16 protein-coding genes are annotated in these 17355 nt (G+C 61.8%); 11 read left to right on the forward strand and 5 right to left on the reverse strand.

Features of this window, described 5'->3' with window-relative positions; all coding sequences use genetic code 11:
- The first annotated feature begins 204 nt into the window (after positions 1-204).
- Both ACSHT2_RS00225 and ACSHT2_RS00230 read left to right on the forward strand, forming a co-directional pair.
- Positions 205-1404 carry an ABC transporter substrate-binding protein gene (locus ACSHT2_RS00225; RefSeq protein WP_440639821.1) on the forward strand — a complete coding sequence of 400 codons (1200 nt, stop codon included), beginning with the start codon at positions 205-207 and terminating at the stop codon, positions 1402-1404.
- A gap of 55 nt (positions 1405-1459) precedes the next feature.
- A complete protein-coding gene (locus tag ACSHT2_RS00230; RefSeq protein WP_440639823.1) occupies positions 1460-3262 on the forward strand; it encodes an AMP-binding protein in 1803 nt (600 codons plus the stop codon).
- A gap of 33 nt (positions 3263-3295) precedes the next feature.
- On the opposite strand, the gene ACSHT2_RS00235 is transcribed toward ACSHT2_RS00230, so the two are convergent.
- Positions 3296-3808, reverse strand: coding sequence for a winged helix-turn-helix transcriptional regulator (locus ACSHT2_RS00235; protein WP_440639825.1), 513 nt, complete (start codon positions 3806-3808; stop codon positions 3296-3298).
- 239 nt (positions 3809-4047) lie between these two features.
- Between ACSHT2_RS00235 and ACSHT2_RS00240 the strand changes: the two genes are divergently transcribed.
- Positions 4048-4680: a 2-hydroxychromene-2-carboxylate isomerase gene (locus tag ACSHT2_RS00240; protein WP_440639827.1), complete on the forward strand. Its 633-nt coding sequence runs from the start codon at positions 4048-4050 to the stop codon at positions 4678-4680.
- A gap of 99 nt (positions 4681-4779) precedes the next feature.
- Positions 4780-5979: a CaiB/BaiF CoA transferase family protein gene (locus tag ACSHT2_RS00245; protein WP_440639829.1), complete on the forward strand. Its 1200-nt coding sequence runs from the start codon at positions 4780-4782 to the stop codon at positions 5977-5979.
- Between the two features lie 32 nt (positions 5980-6011).
- Here the strand turns inward: ACSHT2_RS00245 and ACSHT2_RS00250 are convergent, their stop codons facing one another.
- Positions 6012-6689 carry a glutathione S-transferase family protein gene (locus ACSHT2_RS00250; protein WP_440639831.1) on the reverse strand — a complete coding sequence of 226 codons (678 nt, stop codon included), beginning with the start codon at positions 6687-6689 and terminating at the stop codon, positions 6012-6014.
- Between the two features lies 1 nt (position 6690).
- Positions 6691-7434 (reverse strand): SDR family NAD(P)-dependent oxidoreductase, encoded by a 744-nt coding sequence (locus tag ACSHT2_RS00255; RefSeq protein WP_440639833.1) that lies wholly within the window; start codon positions 7432-7434, stop codon positions 6691-6693.
- 498 nt (positions 7435-7932) lie between these two features.
- Here ACSHT2_RS00255 and ACSHT2_RS00260 point away from each other — a divergent pair, with 498 nt between their 5' ends.
- The 6 genes from ACSHT2_RS00260 to ACSHT2_RS00285 all read left to right on the forward strand — a co-directional run bounded on the left by ACSHT2_RS00260 (position 7933) and on the right by ACSHT2_RS00285 (position 14042).
- On the forward strand, positions 7933-8670 hold the full coding sequence (locus tag ACSHT2_RS00260; protein WP_440639835.1) for an SDR family oxidoreductase: 738 nt from the start codon (positions 7933-7935) through the stop codon (positions 8668-8670).
- Between the two features lie 10 nt (positions 8671-8680).
- Positions 8681-9862, forward strand: coding sequence for an acyl-CoA dehydrogenase family protein (locus tag ACSHT2_RS00265; RefSeq protein ID WP_440639837.1), 1182 nt, complete (start codon positions 8681-8683; stop codon positions 9860-9862).
- Positions 9863-9885: 23 nt separating this feature from the next.
- The gene (locus ACSHT2_RS00270; RefSeq protein WP_440639838.1) at positions 9886-11016 is read left to right on the forward strand and encodes an acyl-CoA dehydrogenase family protein; all 1131 of its coding nucleotides are present in this window, start codon (positions 9886-9888) and stop codon (positions 11014-11016) included.
- A gap of 14 nt (positions 11017-11030) precedes the next feature.
- Entirely contained in the window at positions 11031-12218 is a 1188-nt protein-coding gene (locus ACSHT2_RS00275) for an acetyl-CoA C-acyltransferase (RefSeq protein ID WP_440639840.1), read from the forward strand.
- Positions 12219-12239: 21 nt separating this feature from the next.
- The gene (locus tag ACSHT2_RS00280; protein ID WP_440639842.1) at positions 12240-13253 is read left to right on the forward strand and encodes an NAD(P)H-dependent flavin oxidoreductase; all 1014 of its coding nucleotides are present in this window, start codon (positions 12240-12242) and stop codon (positions 13251-13253) included.
- 135 nt (positions 13254-13388) lie between these two features.
- Positions 13389-14042 carry a flavin reductase family protein gene (locus ACSHT2_RS00285; protein WP_440639844.1) on the forward strand — a complete coding sequence of 218 codons (654 nt, stop codon included), beginning with the start codon at positions 13389-13391 and terminating at the stop codon, positions 14040-14042.
- A 10-nt stretch (positions 14043-14052) separates the two neighbouring features.
- On the opposite strand, the gene ACSHT2_RS00290 is transcribed toward ACSHT2_RS00285, so the two are convergent.
- Together ACSHT2_RS00290 and ACSHT2_RS00295 are read right to left on the reverse strand one after the other, a co-directional pair.
- The gene (locus tag ACSHT2_RS00290; protein WP_440639846.1) at positions 14053-15264 is read right to left on the reverse strand and encodes a multidrug effflux MFS transporter; all 1212 of its coding nucleotides are present in this window, start codon (positions 15262-15264) and stop codon (positions 14053-14055) included.
- A 92-nt stretch (positions 15265-15356) separates the two neighbouring features.
- Positions 15357-16556, reverse strand: coding sequence for an acetyl-CoA C-acyltransferase (locus ACSHT2_RS00295; RefSeq protein ID WP_440639848.1), 1200 nt, complete (start codon positions 16554-16556; stop codon positions 15357-15359).
- Between the two features lie 171 nt (positions 16557-16727).
- Between ACSHT2_RS00295 and ACSHT2_RS00300 the strand changes: the two genes are divergently transcribed.
- Positions 16728-17348, forward strand: a complete 621-nt coding sequence (locus ACSHT2_RS00300) for a TetR/AcrR family transcriptional regulator (RefSeq protein WP_440639850.1) — start codon at positions 16728-16730, stop codon at positions 17346-17348.
- Positions 17349-17355: the final 7 nt, after the last annotated feature.

Here is a 17355-nt window from a genome sequence, read left to right on the forward strand (position 1 = left end):
CGACAATCTGATCGCTTGACGAGTTCAAAAAAAGAACTGTAGGATACGAGCGCGAGATGGCCGGACGCAATGGCCGCGAAGTGCCGGATTACGGCTGGATCCGTTCAGCGCGATGCGTCTTTCGCAAGGACGTGAGACGAGCAGCGACCGGCGAAAAAACAAAGCCACGTACCCGAAAAGGGTGCACGTTTGGGAGGACGAGCAATGCTGGTGAAATGGAAGATCGTTGCGGCTCTGACCCTGTTTTTGAGCGGCCCGGCATTCGCCGCCGAAGAGCCGGGAGTCACTGCTACCGAGATCAAGATCGGCGGGGTTTTTCCCTTCAGCGGACCGGCATCATCGATCGGTCTCGTGGGCAAGGGGCTCATGGCCTACATCCAGGCCCTGAATGACCGCGGCGGCGTCAACGGACGCAAGATCAACTACATCGCCTATGATGACGGATATAGTCCTCCGAAGGCGGTGGAGCACGTCCGCAAGCTCGTTGAGAGCGACGAAGTGTCGTTCATGTTCGGCCAGCTCGGCACGCCCGGCATCTCGGCCACTGCAAAATACCTGAAGGCCAAGGGCGTGCCGAGTGTCGCCATCGTCAGTGGCTCGTCCAAGTTCACGGACGTCACCAATTACCCGCTGATCACCACGGGTCTTGTCAGCTACGACACCGAAGGAAAAATCTACGCCAAATACCTGACGAGGACGCTGCCGAACGCCAAGTATGCCATTCTCTATCAGAACGACGATCTCGGCAAAGATTACCTCGCTGCCTTCAAGGCGTTTCTCGGCAAGGATTTCGACCGCAAGGTCGTCAGTGCTTCCTACGAGGTCACCGAACCGACGATTGATTCGCAGATTACCAATCTGAAGAGCTCGGGTGCCGAAGCCCTGGTGATCGCCGGCACGCCGAAGTTCGCGGCACAGGCCATCCGGCAAGCCTCCGTGATCGGCTGGAAGGCGACCGTGATCATCAATTTCCCGTCCGGATCGGTCGGAGGCACGCTTGCACCGGCCGGGCTCGACAAATCGGTTGGCGTGATCGTCGGGACGACCAACAAGGATGTCCTCGACGAGACATGGAAGGGCGACCCGGGCATGCAGGCCTACCGGGCATTTTTCGACAAGTATCTGCAGGGCGCCGATATCACCAACGGCAGCTATCTGACCGGCTATCAGCAAGGCATCCTGCTCGAGCAGATCCTCAAGCAATGCGGTGATGATCTGTCGCGGAAGAATATTCTGGCGCAGGCGAAGAACCTGAAAGACGTCGTCGTTCCGACTGTGCTGCCCGGGATCAAGGTCAACACCAGCGAGACCGAGAACATGATCTGGACGCAGATGCGGCTGCAGCGCTGGACCGGCACGACGTGGCAAGCCTTCGGAGAAGTCCTGGATGCCAGGTCCGAGTGAATCTGGCGTCGCCCGCCGTTCTATCCGTCCGCGGTAATTCAGGAGATCGTTCTCGATGTCGACGAAGCCATTGACGTTTGCTCCAAGGGAGCTCTCCGTCGAGCGCCGGACCGACGGCACGCTCTTATTGAGATCGCCGCTCGAATTGGGGCCATGCGACTGGCGGGTCACCGATTTTCTGCCGCGCTGGGCAAGCGCGGTTCCGGACAGAATATTTCTCGCGCAACGCAATGCCAATGGGGGATGGGACGAGATCACTTATGGCGAAGCATGGTCGCAGGTCCAGGCGGTCGGCCAGAGCCTGATCGATATGGGCGCAAAGCCGGCCGACAGGCTGGCCGTGCTCTCGGGTAACTCCATCGAGAACGCGGTGATCTCGTTTGCGGCGATGTCGATGGGCGTCATTCTGGCACCAATATCGCCGAACTACACGCTGATGCCCGGCGGCCTTGCGCGCCTCAAGGACATCGCGCAGGTGCTGCGGCCGAATTTTGTTTTCGTTCAGAGCGGACGCGACTTTTCCGCGGCTCGCTCCATTCCCGAGTTGGCAGACTCTGCCTGGATCAGCGTCGATGGCGCGCCGGAGACGACGCCCTTCCGCGTCCTGACGGATCGAACGGACTGCGAAGGGTTCGCGCAGGCGTCGGGGGCGGTCTCCAGCGATGCCATTGCGAAAGTCCTCTTCACATCCGGTTCGACCGGCCTGCCAAAGGGCGTCCTGAACACGCACCGCATGATGGCGAGCTCCCTGCAAATGGGAAGCCTGCTCGTGTCGCCTCCGGAGGCGCCGGTCCAGGTCGAATGGCTGCCGTGGCACCATACGATGGGCAGCAACGTCATTCTTCACGGCATTCTCAAGAACGGCGGGACGCTCTACATCGATGACGGCCGCCCGCTGCCTCAGCTCTTCCACAAATCGGTGGCGAACCTCAAGGAGATCTCGCCGACGGCCATGTTCAACGTTCCTGCCGGTTACAATCTCCTGTGCGATGCCATCGAGAACGACGCGGCCCTCGGCGCGAGCATCTTCAAGCGGCTGGATCGATTGAGCTACGCGGGGGCTGCAATTTCGCAAGGCACACTTGAAAGACTGTACCGGCTGACGTTATCGATCACAGGCTGGCGGATTCCGGTCATGTCGGGCTATGGGACGACTGAAACCGCGCCGACAATCAGCACGACACATTGGGCAACGGATCGGCCCGGAGGGATTGGTCTTCCCGCGCCGGGCGTGCAGCTGAAGCTGGTCCCGGTTTCGGATACGTATGAGGCCAGGGTGAAGGGCCCCAACGTCACCCCCGGCTATCTCGGAAGGGCAGATCTGACGGAGAAGGCCTTCGACGAGGAGGGGTTCTACCGCATCGGCGATACCGTGTCGTTTCTCGATCCCGAGAAGCCGGAACTCGGTCTTCGTTTCACCGGCAGAATTTCGGAGAACTTCAAGCTCGCGAACGGCACCTGGGTTGCGATCGGCAATATGCGCGCCGCGATCCTGGCCGCTACGCGCGGCGTCCTGCTGGACATTGTCGTTGCCGGAGAAAACCGTGAAGCCTGCGCGCTGCTGTGCTGGCTGAACCCGACCGAGGCGGCGCGGATTTCGAACGCGCCGGCTGCGGATTTGACCTGCGACTCCAAAGTGATCGAATTCCTGAGACATCGTCTGCAGGAATATAATGAGGTTGTTGGAAGTAGCGAAAAAATCTGCTCGTTCACCCTGCTGAAGGATCCGCCCTCATTGGCCGCGGGAGAAATCACCGACAAGGCCTATGTCAATCAACGTGCTGTGCTCAAACACCGGGCTGAACTAGCGGACCGTCTCCACTGCAACGAACCCGACGCAGCTGTGATTCGAGTCTGAGGATGCGTTTCGTGCGTCACGCCGGTGGCCTGCTCAAGCCGCGCTGCGGCGGGCCTTTGCCTTCGGCTTTTCAGGTGCCTCCATCATCCGCGGGCTTTGGGCGCCTGGCCCTGGATGGGTATGAACCTCCCTGGCCAGGAGCGGCTCGCCGCATTCAGAGCACACCATGACCGGGTCGAAATCCTTTCCGCACTTGCGGTGCTGGTGCAACAGCGGCCGGCCGCGCTCGTCGACCATGTGAGTGTCGCCCCAATGCACGAGCGCCATCATGATCGGATAGAGGTCGAGGCCCTTCTGGGTCAGGATATATTCGTGACGCTTGGGCGCTTCTTGGTAGGGAATGCGGCGCAGGATGCCCAGCCGAACCAGCTTCTTCAGGCGTTCGGCGAGCAGATGGCGTGTAATTCCGAGCGCCGACTGAAATCCTTCAAAGCGCCGCGTGCGCAGAAAGCATTCGCGCAGGATCAGAAGCGTCCAGCGGTCACCGATCACGCCGATGGTTCGGGCCATCGAACACGGCTCTTCCTCCAATTCTTTCCACTTCATCCGTACTCTCCAGTCATCCCGGCTAGACCCTCTCGAATCGCCGCCGAGGCCGCCGCATTTCCCTAGCATTCTAGATAGGTACTGAATTCCAAACAATACCCGATAGGTCAGTCAAACCAGCATAAATCCGGCCGAATTTGACAGTTCAATTTTAGAACTGTAAGAGTGAGGACAGGCAAGCCATGCGATTGGATCGCCGGTCCCTGACCATCCAATACGCTCTGCGGGAGAAAGCGGTCATGACCCTCAAGGTTGAATTCCAGTTCGATTTCGGCAGCCCGAACGCCTATCTGGCGGAGGTCGCCATCCCAGGGATCGAGCGGCGGACGGGCGTGAGGTTCGAATACGTCCCGGTCCTGCTCGGCGGGATCTACAAGGCGACCGGCAACATGTCGCCGTTCGATTCGCTTCGCGGGATCAAGAACAAGCCGGAATACCAGGCGCTCGAAACCCAACGGTTTATCCGGCGTCACAACATCACGAAATTTCGCCAGAACTCCTTCTTTCCAGTCAACACTTTGATGCTGATGCGTTGCGCCGTCGCGGCCCAGTTCGAAGGCGTGTTCGAACCCTATTTCCGCGCTGCCTATCACCACATGTGGGAGGAGCCCAAGAAGATGGACGATCCCGAAGTGTTCCGGGCCGCATTTGCCTCCTCGGGCATCGACATCGACAGGCTTGTTGCGCGCGCGCAGCAGGACGACGTCAAAAAGAAGCTGATCGACTTGACCAATGACGCCGTCGCCCGCGGTGCCTTCGGCTCGCCGACGTTCTTCGTCGGCAAGGAGATGTTTTTCGGCAAGGATCAGCTCCGGGACGTCGAGGAATCCATCCTCGAACAGACACGGCAGCCCGTCTCGAAAACCGGCTAGTTACGGACTTGTGGTCCGCGCATAATGCGGCGAAGGACCGGCGGGACGCTGGAGTTCACCCTCGGCCCGTTGGCAGAAAAAAGATCCAGGGAGAGTGAAATGGCTGGTCCGCTTGGCGGCGTTCGTGTCCTCGATCTGACCGGCGTGGTGTCGGGCCCGTTTGCGACCATGTTTCTGGCAGATCAGGGCGCCGACGTGCTCAAGATCGAGCCGATCGGCGGCGATATCACCCGTCGCAGTCGGGCCACCATCGACAAGGACGGCGAGTTCTCAGCGCTGTTCATCTCGTCAAACCGCGGCAAGCGCTCGCTCTCGATCGACGTCAAGAGCCCGGCCGGGCGCGAGGTCCTGGCCAAGCTGGTCGCGCAGGCCGATGTCCTGGTGCAAAACTTCCGGCCGGGCACCATGGAGCGCCTCGGCCTCGGCGTCGAAGAGCTGCGCCGGCGGCATCCACGCCTGATCTACGTCTCGATCAGCGGCGTCGGCGAGACCGGACCCTACGTGAAGAAGCGCGTCTACGATCCGATCATTCAGGGCCTCTCGGGCTTTGCCGATATCCAGTCGCAGCCGGTCACCAACCGCCCGCAGATGATCCGCACCATCGTGTGCGACAAGACCACAGCCGTGTTCACCGCGCAGGCGGTGGCGGCCGCACTCTATGCGCGCGAGAAAACCGGGCAGGGGGATCATATCCAGGTGGCGATGCTGGATGCGATGATTTCCTATCTCTGGCCGGAAGGCATGATGCAGTACACGGTGGTTGGAGCCGAGGCCGCTGCCGCCGATCCGAATGATCGGCCGGATCTCGTGTTCAAGACCAGTGACGGCTACATCACGGCCGGCACCATCTCCGATTCCGAATGGCAGGGCTTCTGCCGCGCGTCCGGCGATCCCGAGCTTGCCAAGGACCCCCGCTTTGCGACCCCGTCAGCGCGCTCGGTCAACGCCACGGCGCGCATCAACAAGATGGCGGAATATATCGGTCAGCACACCACGGCTGAATGGCTGGAGCGTCTGGATGCCGCGGACGTCCCTTGCGCGCCTATCCTGCGGCGCGGCGAAATCATTCACAATGAGCAGGTGGTGGCGCGTGGGATCATCGCGGAATTCGACCAGCCGAAGGTCGGCCGTGTGCGCCAGCCAAAGCCCGCGGCCCGCTTCGAGGTCAACCAGGCTGCCATCGGCGGGCCGGCCCCTCGCGTCGGAGAGCACTCGCGCGAGGTGCTGCGCGAACTTGGCTACGATGATGACGCGATCGACGATATGATCGCTGCACGCACGCTGCGCGTGGCCGGATAGGCCAAAGCGCTTCGCGCGGTTCGGATCGGCTCTCAAGCCTCGGCAGGGATCGGCGTGATCGGTGTCTGCGGAACATTCGCTGCAGCCGCGCGCTGGTAAGCCTCCCGGTTTCGCATACGCGCGAGATAGGGCTGGGCATTGTCGCAAATGCCGACACCGTATGCGACTGCCCAATCCAGGCACGTCGTCAGCAGAATATCGGCGCTGCTGAAGCGGTCGCCCATGAGGAAATGTCGGCCGTCTGCCAGCGCGACTTCGACATGGCGCAGCTGCGCCCGAAAATATTCCGCGGCTTGAGCTACGACCTCCGGCGCGACGCCGTAGATCGGGCCGAGCGCATCGGCGCTGTGACGACGCATCACGTACAGGCTGGTGGAGTCGAGCTCGGTGACGATGAAGAAGCACCATTCCAGCCACGCGGCATAGTCACGGGTGGATTCCGGGATCAATGCACGTTCCGGCGTGGAGTACATGCGCGAGAGATAAGCGACGATCGCCGCACTTTCGCCGATGCGGAAGTCACCGTCCTGCAGCAACGGAATCTTCTGGCGCGGATTGAGCCTGGTATATTCGGCTGTCTTGGTCTCACCCGTCCGCGGGCCGATCGGTTTGATCTTGTAGGCCAGGCCGAGCTCGTGCATCGCCCAGTGTGGGCGAACTGTGCGGCTCGTCCCGACGCCCCACAAAGTGAGGTCTGGATTATCGCTCATGTCACCATTTCTCTACAGCGGGGCGAAGATCGAGTTCATGGGTCCAGCCATCGCGGCTTTGCTGATGGGCAAACCAATAGGCTTCGGCAATCGAGGAGGTCTTGGTCAGGCTGTCGGGAGGTATCTCGCTGGCCTCGATCCCCTTGGCCGCCTTCATGCGCTGATGAATGGCTTCGCTATCGACGCCGGCATCGATGATGAGATGGACGACATGAATGTTCTTGGGCCCAAGCTCGCGCGCCATGGCCTGGGCCAGCGCGCGGAGGCCGAATTTTGCCGATGAGAACGCGGCAAACCCCTTGCTGCCGCGGATGCTTGCGGTCGCGCCGGTAAAAAAGATGGTGCCGCGTCCGCGCTGAAGCATGACGCGCGCGGCCTCACGTCCGACCAGGAACCCGGCGTAGCAGGCCAGCTCCCAAGCCTTGAAGAAGAGCTTCTCCGTGGTCTCCAACAGGGGCTTGTTGACGTTCGATCCGGCATTGAACAGACAGACCTCGATGGGCCCGATCTCGCGTTCGACATCCGCAAACAGCTTCTGAACTTCCGCTTCCTGGCGGGCGTCGACGCTGAAGGCGTGGATGCCCTGGCCTTTGGCCCTCAGTTCATCGACAAGCGCTTGGGATTTGGCCGCATCGCGTCTGCAGACGCAAACAGTGTACCCGCCGCTGGCAAACCGCCGCGCAACGGCTGCACCTATGGCATCGCCCGCGCCGACCAGCATCGCGACTCCGCGACTTTCTCCCATGCTCGCCTCTCCCATAAGTTCTTATTTGATACGCTATCGGTACCGTCTCAAAGCCGCGTTGTAAACGGGGTTCTCGAGAGCCTCTGAATGGGGCAGCGAACTTGCCGTTTCCTGATCCGACCACAATAACAAAATATCGATTGACGAGTTCTAAAAAAGAACGCATGTTTCGCAGCGAGGCGCAATGCTGAAAATGGCGCCGATGTTCTTCAGTCGGGAGGCGGTTAGTCGTGGCGAAGCTGTCGCAAGCACTCGGTCTCGATCCGACTGCTTTCCGGTCTGTCGGGCCGCATCGAGCAATCGACCGGCAGCCATCTTGCCAAAGCCCTGGACCAAATCGCGCCGATCGAGGACTGCGCCGTGGCCATGGTAGCCTCGATCAGCGCGATGGCGAAATCCCCATCGTTGTGGTCTGGCTCAAACGCACCGTGATCCACGTTCCAGAGTCGATAGAACAGCTTCGCACACAGTGCGCCTAACCTAACCGGGAGAAGTTCCTTGCAAAAGAGAAATGCAACCGTCGCCGTGATCGGCGCCGGCGATTTCATCGGCGGCGAGATCGCCAAGAAGTTTGCCTCCGAGGGCTTTACCGTCTTCGCCGGCCGCCGCAACGGGGACAAGCTGACGCCGCTGGTCAAGGAGATCGAGGCCGCCGGCGGCGAGATTCAGGCCCGTTCGCTCGACGCGCGCAGGGAGGAGGAGATCATCTCTTTCCTGAACGACGCCGACAAGCACGCGCCGTTGGAGGTCTGCATCTTCAACATTGGTGCCAACGTCAACTTCCCGATCCTCGACACGACCGAGCGCGTATTCCGCAAGGTCTGGGAGATGGCCTGCTACTCCGGCTTCCTCGCCGGGCGCGAGGCGGCCCGGCTGATGCTGCCGCGCGGTCAAGGCAACATCTTCTTCACCGGTGCGACCGCTTCCTTGCGCGGTGGCAGCGGCTATGCCGCCTTTGCCAGTGCCAAATTCGGGCTGCGCGCTGTGGCGCAGGCGATGGCGCGCGAACTCGGCCCGAAGAATATCCATGTCGCTCACCTCATCATCGATTCCGGTGTCGACACCGAGTGGGTTCGGCAGCGTCGCCTGGAAGCACTCGGGCCCAATGCACTCGACGATCCCGATGCGCTGATGCCGCCGGCCTCGGTCGCGACGTCCTATTGGCAGCTCTATCAGCAGCCGAAGAGCGCCTGGACCTTCGAGCTGGAAATCCGCCCCTTCGGTGAGAAGTGGTAGGACGCGCTCGATGGAACTTGCATTGTCTCCTGAAGACGCAGCCTTCCGTGATGAGGTGCGCGCTTTCATTGCCGAAAACTATCCGAAGGAAATGCGGGTCCCCAATCCGGAGACCGACCTGACCAAGGAGCAATCCTTGCTCTGGCACCGCATTCTCTACAAGAAGGGGTGGATCGCGCCGCTCTGGCCCAAGGAATATGGCGGCCCCGGCTGGTCGCTTACTCGACGTTTCATCTTCGAGCAGGAGACGAGCCGAGCCGGGACGCTGCCGCCGTTGGCATTCAGCGTCACCATGGTTGGTCCGGTCATCTACACCTTCGGCAACGACGCGCAAAAGCAGAAGTTCTTGCCGCGGATCCTCTCGGGTGAGGATTGGTGGTGCCAGGGCTATTCCGAGCCGGGCTCGGGCTCGGACCTCGCCACCGTACGGACCAAGGCCGTGCGCGACGGCGACCACTACATCGTCAATGGCCACAAGACCTGGACGACGTTGGCCCAGCACGCCGACTGGATCTTCTGCCTGGTGCGCACAGATGCGGGCGCAAAACCTCAGGCCGGCATCTCGTTCCTCCTGATCGACATGAAGTCGCCTGGCGTGAAGGTGCGTCCGATCATCACGATCGACGGATCGCACGAGGTCAATGACGTCTTCCTCGAGGACGTCCGCGTCCCCGTCGAGAATTTGATCGGCGAGGAGAACAAGGGCTGGACCTATGCAAAATTCCTGCTGGGCAATGAGCGCACCAGCATGGCCGGGATCGGCCGGTCGACGCGCTATCTCGATCGGTTGAAGAAGATCGTGAAGGCGGAGATCGCAGCGGACGACCCGGCCCATCTCGAATTCCGCAAGGAGATCGGCCGGATCGAGCTCGACGTCCTTGCGCTCGAGGCGACCGAGTTGCGCGTCATTGCCCAGATGGCGCGCGGCATCGATCCGGGTCCTGCGGCCTCGCTGTTCAAGATCCGCGGCACCGAGATCTTTCAGGGGATCACTGAGCTGACGCACCGTGCCATCGGAAATTACGGGCTGGCGCTTCGGGAGCAGCCGCTGAGCGCAAACCAGTTCATGCCGGGTCCCGATTACGGTCGCACCGCGACGGAGAAGTACCTGAACGCGCGCAAGCTCAGCATCTACGGCGGATCGAACGAAATCCAGCGCAACATCATCGCCAAAGCGGTGCTCGGTCTCTAGCAACAGCGCAACAAGAGGATCGGATGGACATCCAGTTCACGGAAGAGCAGGAACTGTTGCGCTCCAGCGTACAGCGCATGCTGCGGGACAAATACAGCTTCGAGGCGCGCCGCAAGATCGTCGCCGGCGAAGAGGGCTGGAGCCGCAGGCAGTGGGGTGCTTTTGCGGAGCTCGGCCTGCTCGCCGCGCCGTTTTCCGAGGAGAGCGGCGGCCTTGGTGGCGGTCAACTCTCCATCATGATCGTCGCCCAGGAGTTCGGCCGTCACCTCGTCGTGGAGCCGTACGTCGAAACCGTCGTTCTGGCCGGCGGCTTGATCGAGCATGCAGGGACAGATGAGCAGAAGCAGGCGTTGATTGCCGATATCATCGCCGGACAGAAGATCTGGGCGCTGGCCTGGACGGAAAAGGGCGCGCGTTTCGATCTTGCCAATGTCGCGACTGCGGCGCGGCGCAACGGCAAGGACTACATCCTCAGTGGTGAGAAGACCGCTGTCATCGCCGCGCCCTGGGCCGATTATCTCATCGTCTCCGCCCGGACTGGCGGCAAGCGCGACGATCGCGCCGGCGTCAGCCTGTTCGTCGTCGACGCCCGGGCGGCCAATCTCGATCTGCGCAGCTTCAAGACCATCGATGGCCGCCGTGCCGCGGAGATCACCTTCCGCGATGTGCGCGGCGAGTTGCTCGGCAGCGAGGGCGAGGGCGTCGCCCTGCTGGAAGCTTGCCGTGACCGGGCCGTCGGCGCGCTCTGCGCCGAGGCAGTCGGCGCCATGGCCGAATTGAACTCCGCGACGCTGGAATACTCCAAGACCCGAAAGCAGTTCGGCGTCACCATCGGCAGCTTCCAGGTGCTGCAACACCGGATGGTCGATATGTTCATCGCTCATCAGGAGGCGCTCTCCCTGATGCAGCATCTCAATCTCAGCCTCGGCGCCGGCGAGAGCGGCGTCTCCCGCCTAGCGTCCGGCGCCAAGTCGAAGATCGGCTATGCCGGCAGGTTCATTGCCGACCAGGCGGTGCAGCTCCATGGCGGCATGGGCATGACCGACGAATTGAATGTCGGCCACTACTTCAAGCGAATCTCCTCCATCAACATCCAGTTTGGCGATCCCGCACACCACTTGCTGCGTTATGTGCAGCTCGACGCGGCTGCGTAACAAAAGAGGCAAGCATGACGACAGAGGCAGTTATCGTTTCCACCGCCCGTACCGGTGTCGGCAAGGCCTATCGGGGTGCATTGAACAACACCGAGGGACCGACCATGGCCGGTCATGTGATGGCCGAAGCGGTCAGGCGCGCGGGCATCGAGCCCGGCGAGGTTGAGGACGTGGTGATGGGCTGCGCGATGCAGCAGGGCACCATGGTGATGAACGTCGCACGCAAGGGGGCGATTCGTGCCGGCCTGCCGGTCACGGTCGCCGGCACCACAATCGATCGGCAGTGCGCATCCGGCCTGCAGGCCATAGCGGTCGCGGCACGCTCGATCATGCTTGATGGTGTCGAGATCGCAATCGGAGGCGGCATCGAATCGATCAGCCTGGTGCAGAACGAGCACATGAACAGATTCCACGCGGTCGACGACGAGCTGATGGCGATGAAGCCGGACATGTACATGTCGATGCTCGACACCGCTGAGATCGTCGCCGAGCGTTACAAGATCGGCCGCGACCGGCAGGACGAATACAGCCTCGAATGTCAGCGCCGTATCGGTGCCGCGGTGCAGGCCGGTCGCTTCAATGACGAGATTGTCCCGATCACGACCAGGATGGCCGTCGTCAACAAGGACACCAAGGAGGTCACCTATCAGCAGGTGACGCTGTCAAAGGATGAAGGCCCGCGCCCCGAGACCACGGCGGAAGGCCTTGCGAAGATCAAGCCGGTGTTCGAGGGCAAGACCATCACGGCGGGTAACGCCAGCCAGCTCTCCGACGGTGCGTCGGCCTGTGTGGTCATGAGCGACAAGATCGCCGCCAAGAAGGGCCTGAAGCCGCTCGGCATCTTCCGCGGCTTCGTCGCCGCCGGTGTCGAGCCGGACGAAATGGGCGTCGGTCCGGTCGCGGCCATCCCGCGCCTTCTCAAGCGGCACGGCCTGAAGATCGATGACATCGATCTCTGGGAGCTGAATGAAGCCTATGCGGTCCAGGTGATCTACTGCCGCGACAAGCTCGGCATCGATCCGGACAGGCTCAACGTCAACGGCGGCTCGATCGCGATTGGCCATCCCTACGGCATGACGGGCAGCCGGCTCGCAGGGCACATCCTGATCGAGGGCCGGCGGCGCAAGGCAAAGTACGGCGTAGTGACCATGTGCATCGGCGGCGGTATGGGCGCGGCCGGCCTGTTCGAAATCGTCAACTGACCGGAAAGCGGAGAAGCGCACGTGAAGACAGCAATTACCGAACTGTTCGGGATCCAGCATCCGATCATCCAGGGCGGCATGCATTACGTCGGCTTTGCCGAGCTGGCAGCCGCGGTGTCGAACGCCGGCGGTCTCGGCATCATCACCGGCCTCACCCAGCGGACCCCGGAGTTGCTGGCCAAGGAAATCGCGCGCTGCCGCGACATGACCGACAAGCCGTTCGGCGTGAACCTGACCTTCCTGCCCAGCTTCACCGCGCCGCCTTATCCGGAGTACATCGCTGCCATCAAGGAAGGCGGCGTCAAGGCGGTGGAGACCGCCGGACGCAGTCCCGAGCAGTACATGCCGGCGCTGAAGGCCGCCGGCATCAAGGTGATCCATAAATGCACCTCGGTGCGGCATTCGCTCAAAGCCGAGCGGATCGGTTGCGACGCCGTCAGCGTCGACGGCTTCGAATGCGGCGGCCATCCCGGCGAGGACGATATCCCGAACATGATCCTGCTGCCGCGCGCGGCGGATGAGCTGAAGATTCCGTTCGTGGCCTCGGGGGGCATGGCGGATGCGCGCAGCCTCGTCGCCGCGTTGTCGATGGGCGCGGCCGGCATGAACATGGGGACCCGCTTCGTCGCAACCAAGGAAGCGCCCGTCCATGCCAACGTGAAGCGGGCCCTGGTCGAAGCCACCGAGCTCGACACGGTGCTGGTGATGCGTGCGCTGCGCAACACCGAGCGCGTGCTGAAGAACAAGGGTGTCGATCACCTGCTCGAGGTCGAGCGCGAGAAAGGGGCGTCGCTGAAAATCGAGGACATCCACGAGCAGGTGGCGGGTGTCTACCCCAAGGTGATGGTCGACGGCGACATGGACGCCGGCGCCTGGAGCTGCGGCATGGTGGTCGGACTGATCCACGACATCCCGACGGTGAAGGAGCTGATCGACCGCATCATGATGGAGGCCGAGCAGATCATCCGGGAGCGTCTGATCGGGTTCCTCGATGGTGCCGAGCACAGGCCGGCTGTCGCCCGCGCAATTGCGTAAGCGCTTCCGGTCCCTTGTGCTGCTACCGTATGCTTTGACGCGCTTGCGCACGCATGATCGTGCGTGCGTTGATTACTATCGATCAGGCTCGACTGGCGAGCGGCCGACCGTCGGCAGCCTTGGGAAGGAGAACGTATGGATCCGGCCGACTTCCACTACTATGAGCCTTCGAAGGGCCACGGACTCCGGCACAATCCGTTCAACGCGATCGTCGCGCCGCGTCCGATTGGCTGGATTTCATCGCGGAATGCGGCCGGGCAACTGAATCTTGCTCCGTACAGCTTCTTTAATGCGTTTCTCTACGACCCTCCAATCATCGGGTTCTCCTCTATTTCATGGAAGGACACCGTCAAGAATGTCAGCGAGACCCGGGAGTTTGTCTGGAATCTGGTTACGATGGATCTGGGCGAGCGCATGAACGCGACTGCGGCGCCTCTCGATCACGGCGTGAGCGAGTTCGAAGCAGCAGGGCTGACGCCAGTACCCGGGCGAAACGTCGCTGTGCCGCGGGTCGGCGAGAGCAGGGCGGCAATGGAATGCAAGGTCGTCGACGTCTCTCAGTTGGCGAATGCGCGCGGCGAGAAAGTCGAAGGGTGGTTCGTTCTCGGCGAGGTCGTCGCGGTATACATCGACAAGTCCTTGATCGAGGACGGCGTCTACAACACGGCACTTGCGCGTCCCATTCTGCGCGCCGGCCGTGGTGGAGATTACCTCGAGGTCAGGACGGAAAACATGTTTGAGATGAAGCGGCCGCCTGGCAGCAGCAAACCGGAATTCCACGGCACTTGATTGAAACTAATCAAGACCCCGGGCGCCGCGCGTACAGGCAAAGAGCCAGCAGAGAAAACGTGCTCAACACGATGCCCAGCGCCAACATGGCTTGATGCGACACCGTGGCGGCAAGCCATACGCCGATTGCGGCAGTCATCATTTGCGAGAAGCCCAGCAGCGCCGACGCCGCCCCGGCTTTCTCCCCGAATGGAGAGAGCGCTCGCGCGGTGGATAATGGACTGACAATGCCCATGCCGAGGAGAAATACACTCATCGCGCCTAGAAATGGCAGGAAGGTCGGGCTGACCATCGAGATGAGCAGGATCGCAAGGCTGCTGGCCGCCGTCGCCCACAAGCCTGCCCGAATCGGGCCATCGAGTCCGTAGCGTGGTGCCAATCTCGTCGCCAGCATACCGGCGGCGAATACGATAAAGACAGTGCCAGCGAAGAAGAGGCCGAGCTGGATCGGCGTGAAGTGCAGCGCTTCGATGAATAAGCGCGGTGCAGCCGAAAACATCGAGAACAAGCCGCCTATGATCAGGCTCCCGGTTGCGGCAGGGATAGCGAAACGACGATCACCAAAAAGGCCAGCATAGGTCCTGACGATAGCGGCCGGATTGAGCGGAGTGCGGGTCGAATGGTGGGTTTCGCCGAGGACGATGCCGTAGCCAATGGCGCCAACAGCGGCGAACGCCGCGACGAGCGCGAATTCGGAGCGCCAGCCAAAGCTGTGATCGAGTGCGCCGCCAAGCAGCGGCGAAAATCCGGGAGCTGCCGACATCACGATCATGATCAGCGCCATCGCGCGTGCCAGCGCCGCGCCACTGAACATGTCGCGGGCGATGGCGCGAGACAGCACTGATGTCGCGCAAGCGCCGGCAGCCTGCACGATGCGGCCGGCCAGGAGATTAGATAAATCGTTCGCCAAACCGCACCAAACACTGCCGCCAAAGAACACGGCAAATCCGATCAGGACCGGCCAGCGTCTTCCGTAGCGATCCGAAAGCGGCCCGACCAGAAGCTGGCCCAGCCCAAACACTGCAAGAAAGGCGGTGATGGCGGACGTGACCGCCGCGCTCGTAACATTCAGTGAGATTGCAATTTGTGGCAGCGAAGGCAGCAAAATGTTGGTCGCAAGCGTTCCCATGGCGGCCAGGAGGGAAAGGATTGCAATCGGCAGCGCGCCGGAGATATTAACACTCGGCGGCGCCGACTCGATTGCTTCGCACTGGTCAGCCATTTGATCTTTCGCGGTAATAGGGGGTAGGCAGATTATACGGCGAGCGTCGCGATTGGCGCTGCTCGCCGGGCCATTTATAGCGATTGTCCGTGCTATCGGCGGATAACGCGCTCAATCGCGATGGCGGTAGCTTCGCCACCACCGATGCAGAGTGCAGCCACGCCCCGCTTGAGGTTTTGGGCTTCGAGCGCATGCAATAGCGTCACAATTAGTCGCGCGCCGGTGGCACCGATCGGATGACCGAGCGCGCAAGCGCCGCCATTGACGTTCAGTTTCTCCCTGGGGATGCCGAGATCCTTCTGCGCCGCCATCGCCACCACGGCAAAGGCCTCGTTGATCTCGAACAGATCGACATCGCCGACGCTCCAGCCGATCTTATCCAACAGCTTGCGAATGGCCGGAATCGGCGCCGTGGTGAACCATTGCGGCTCCTGACTGTGGGTGGCGTGGCCCTTGATCTCGGCCAGCACAGGGAGGCCGTCGCGATCCGCGAGCGAGCGCTTTGCGAGAATGAGGGCTGCGGCGCCATCGGCATTGGCGGAGGAGGCGGCCGGCGTGATGGTGCCGTTGGCGCGGAACGCGGCTTTCAGCCCCGGGATCTTGGCGGGATCGACCTTGAGCGGGTGCTCGTCATTGGCGATGATCCGCGGCCCGGCCTTTTCGGATAGTGTGATTGGCACGATCTCGGCGTTAAACGCGCCGCCCTCGACCGCCTTGCGCGCGCGGGTCAACGTCTCGATCGCGTAGGCGTCCTGGTCCTTGCGGGTGAATTGATAGGCCTCCGCGGTCGCCTCGCCGAAATCGCCCATCGAGCGCCCGGTCTCATAGGCGTCCTCCAGCCCGTCCATCAGCATGTGATCGATGATCCGGTCGTGCCCGGCGCGATAGCCACCCCTCGCTTTCGTCAGCAGATAGGGAGCATTGCTCATGCTCTCCATTCCTCCGGACAACACGATCTCCGCTGATCCGGCGCTGATGATGTCATGAGCGAGCATAGTCGCCTTCATGCCGGAACCGCAGACCTTGTTTACGGTCGTGGCGCCAGTGGCGTCCGGCAGCTTGGCGCCGCGGGCGGCTTGGCGTGCCGGGGCCTGGCCCTGGCCGGCCGGCAGCACATTGCCCATGAACACCTCGTCGATCTTTTCAGGCGCCAGCTTCGCCCGCTCCAGCGCTGCGCCAATCACGTGAGCGCCGAGCTTGTGGGCGCTCAGGGACGACAACTCGCCCATGAACCGCCCAAGTGGCGTGCGCGCGGCGGAAAGAATGACGATGGGATCGGATGCGGCGGCCATGGCGGGTTCTCCTGCTGATGTCTATTGTGATATGATGATAGTCATATAACATGGCAGGCATTGCAATGAAATCTTGCCGCAGGCTTCCAGGAACTGCGGTTCCAGAACTGTTCGGAGGGGGCGAGTACGGTCGTACAGCCGGTCCTCTTGGGAGCTTGCAACGGAGTGGCGATGCGTTACGGAGAGAACCACAGGCGTCGGACTTACCGTCGGATAGTCGAAAATGCCTCTTACGGTTTACGCCAGAAGGGCGCCAAAGGGCTCAGTGTGGTCGACTTGATGAAGCTTGCGGGTCTGACGCATGGCGGCTTCTATAACCATTTCGATTCTCGTGAAGCGCTTGTTGGCGAGGCGATAGGCTTCGCAATGGACCAGACCACCGCGCGTTGGAAAAAGCTGGCCGACGGGAAGGCCGACGACGAGCGCTTCGAGACCTTGATTGCCGATTATCTTAGTCCCCGCCATCGCGACAATCCCAAACATGGTTGCGCTCTTCCAACCTTGGCTGTCGATGTCGGTCGATCGGGCTCGAGCGAGCAGCAAGCCCTGGCCTCCAAGCTGGAGAAGATGATCGATGTCTTTGTCGAGCTGCTTCCCGATGAGCCACCTCGACAAGCCCGCCAAATCGCAACCGGCACTATCGCAACCCTGGTTGGATCGATCGTGCTGTCGCGTGCCGTTGGTGCTGGCAAGCTTTCCGACGGCATTCTCGTGGCGGGACGCATGACTGCCTCTGGCCGGATTCAAAAGCCTCGGCGCAGAGCGACAAGGACGATGCGCTGCGACAAATAGCAATATC

The sequence above is a fragment of the Bradyrhizobium sp. PUT101 genome, assembly GCF_052043945.1.
GTDB lineage: Bacteria > Pseudomonadota > Alphaproteobacteria > Rhizobiales > Xanthobacteraceae > Bradyrhizobium.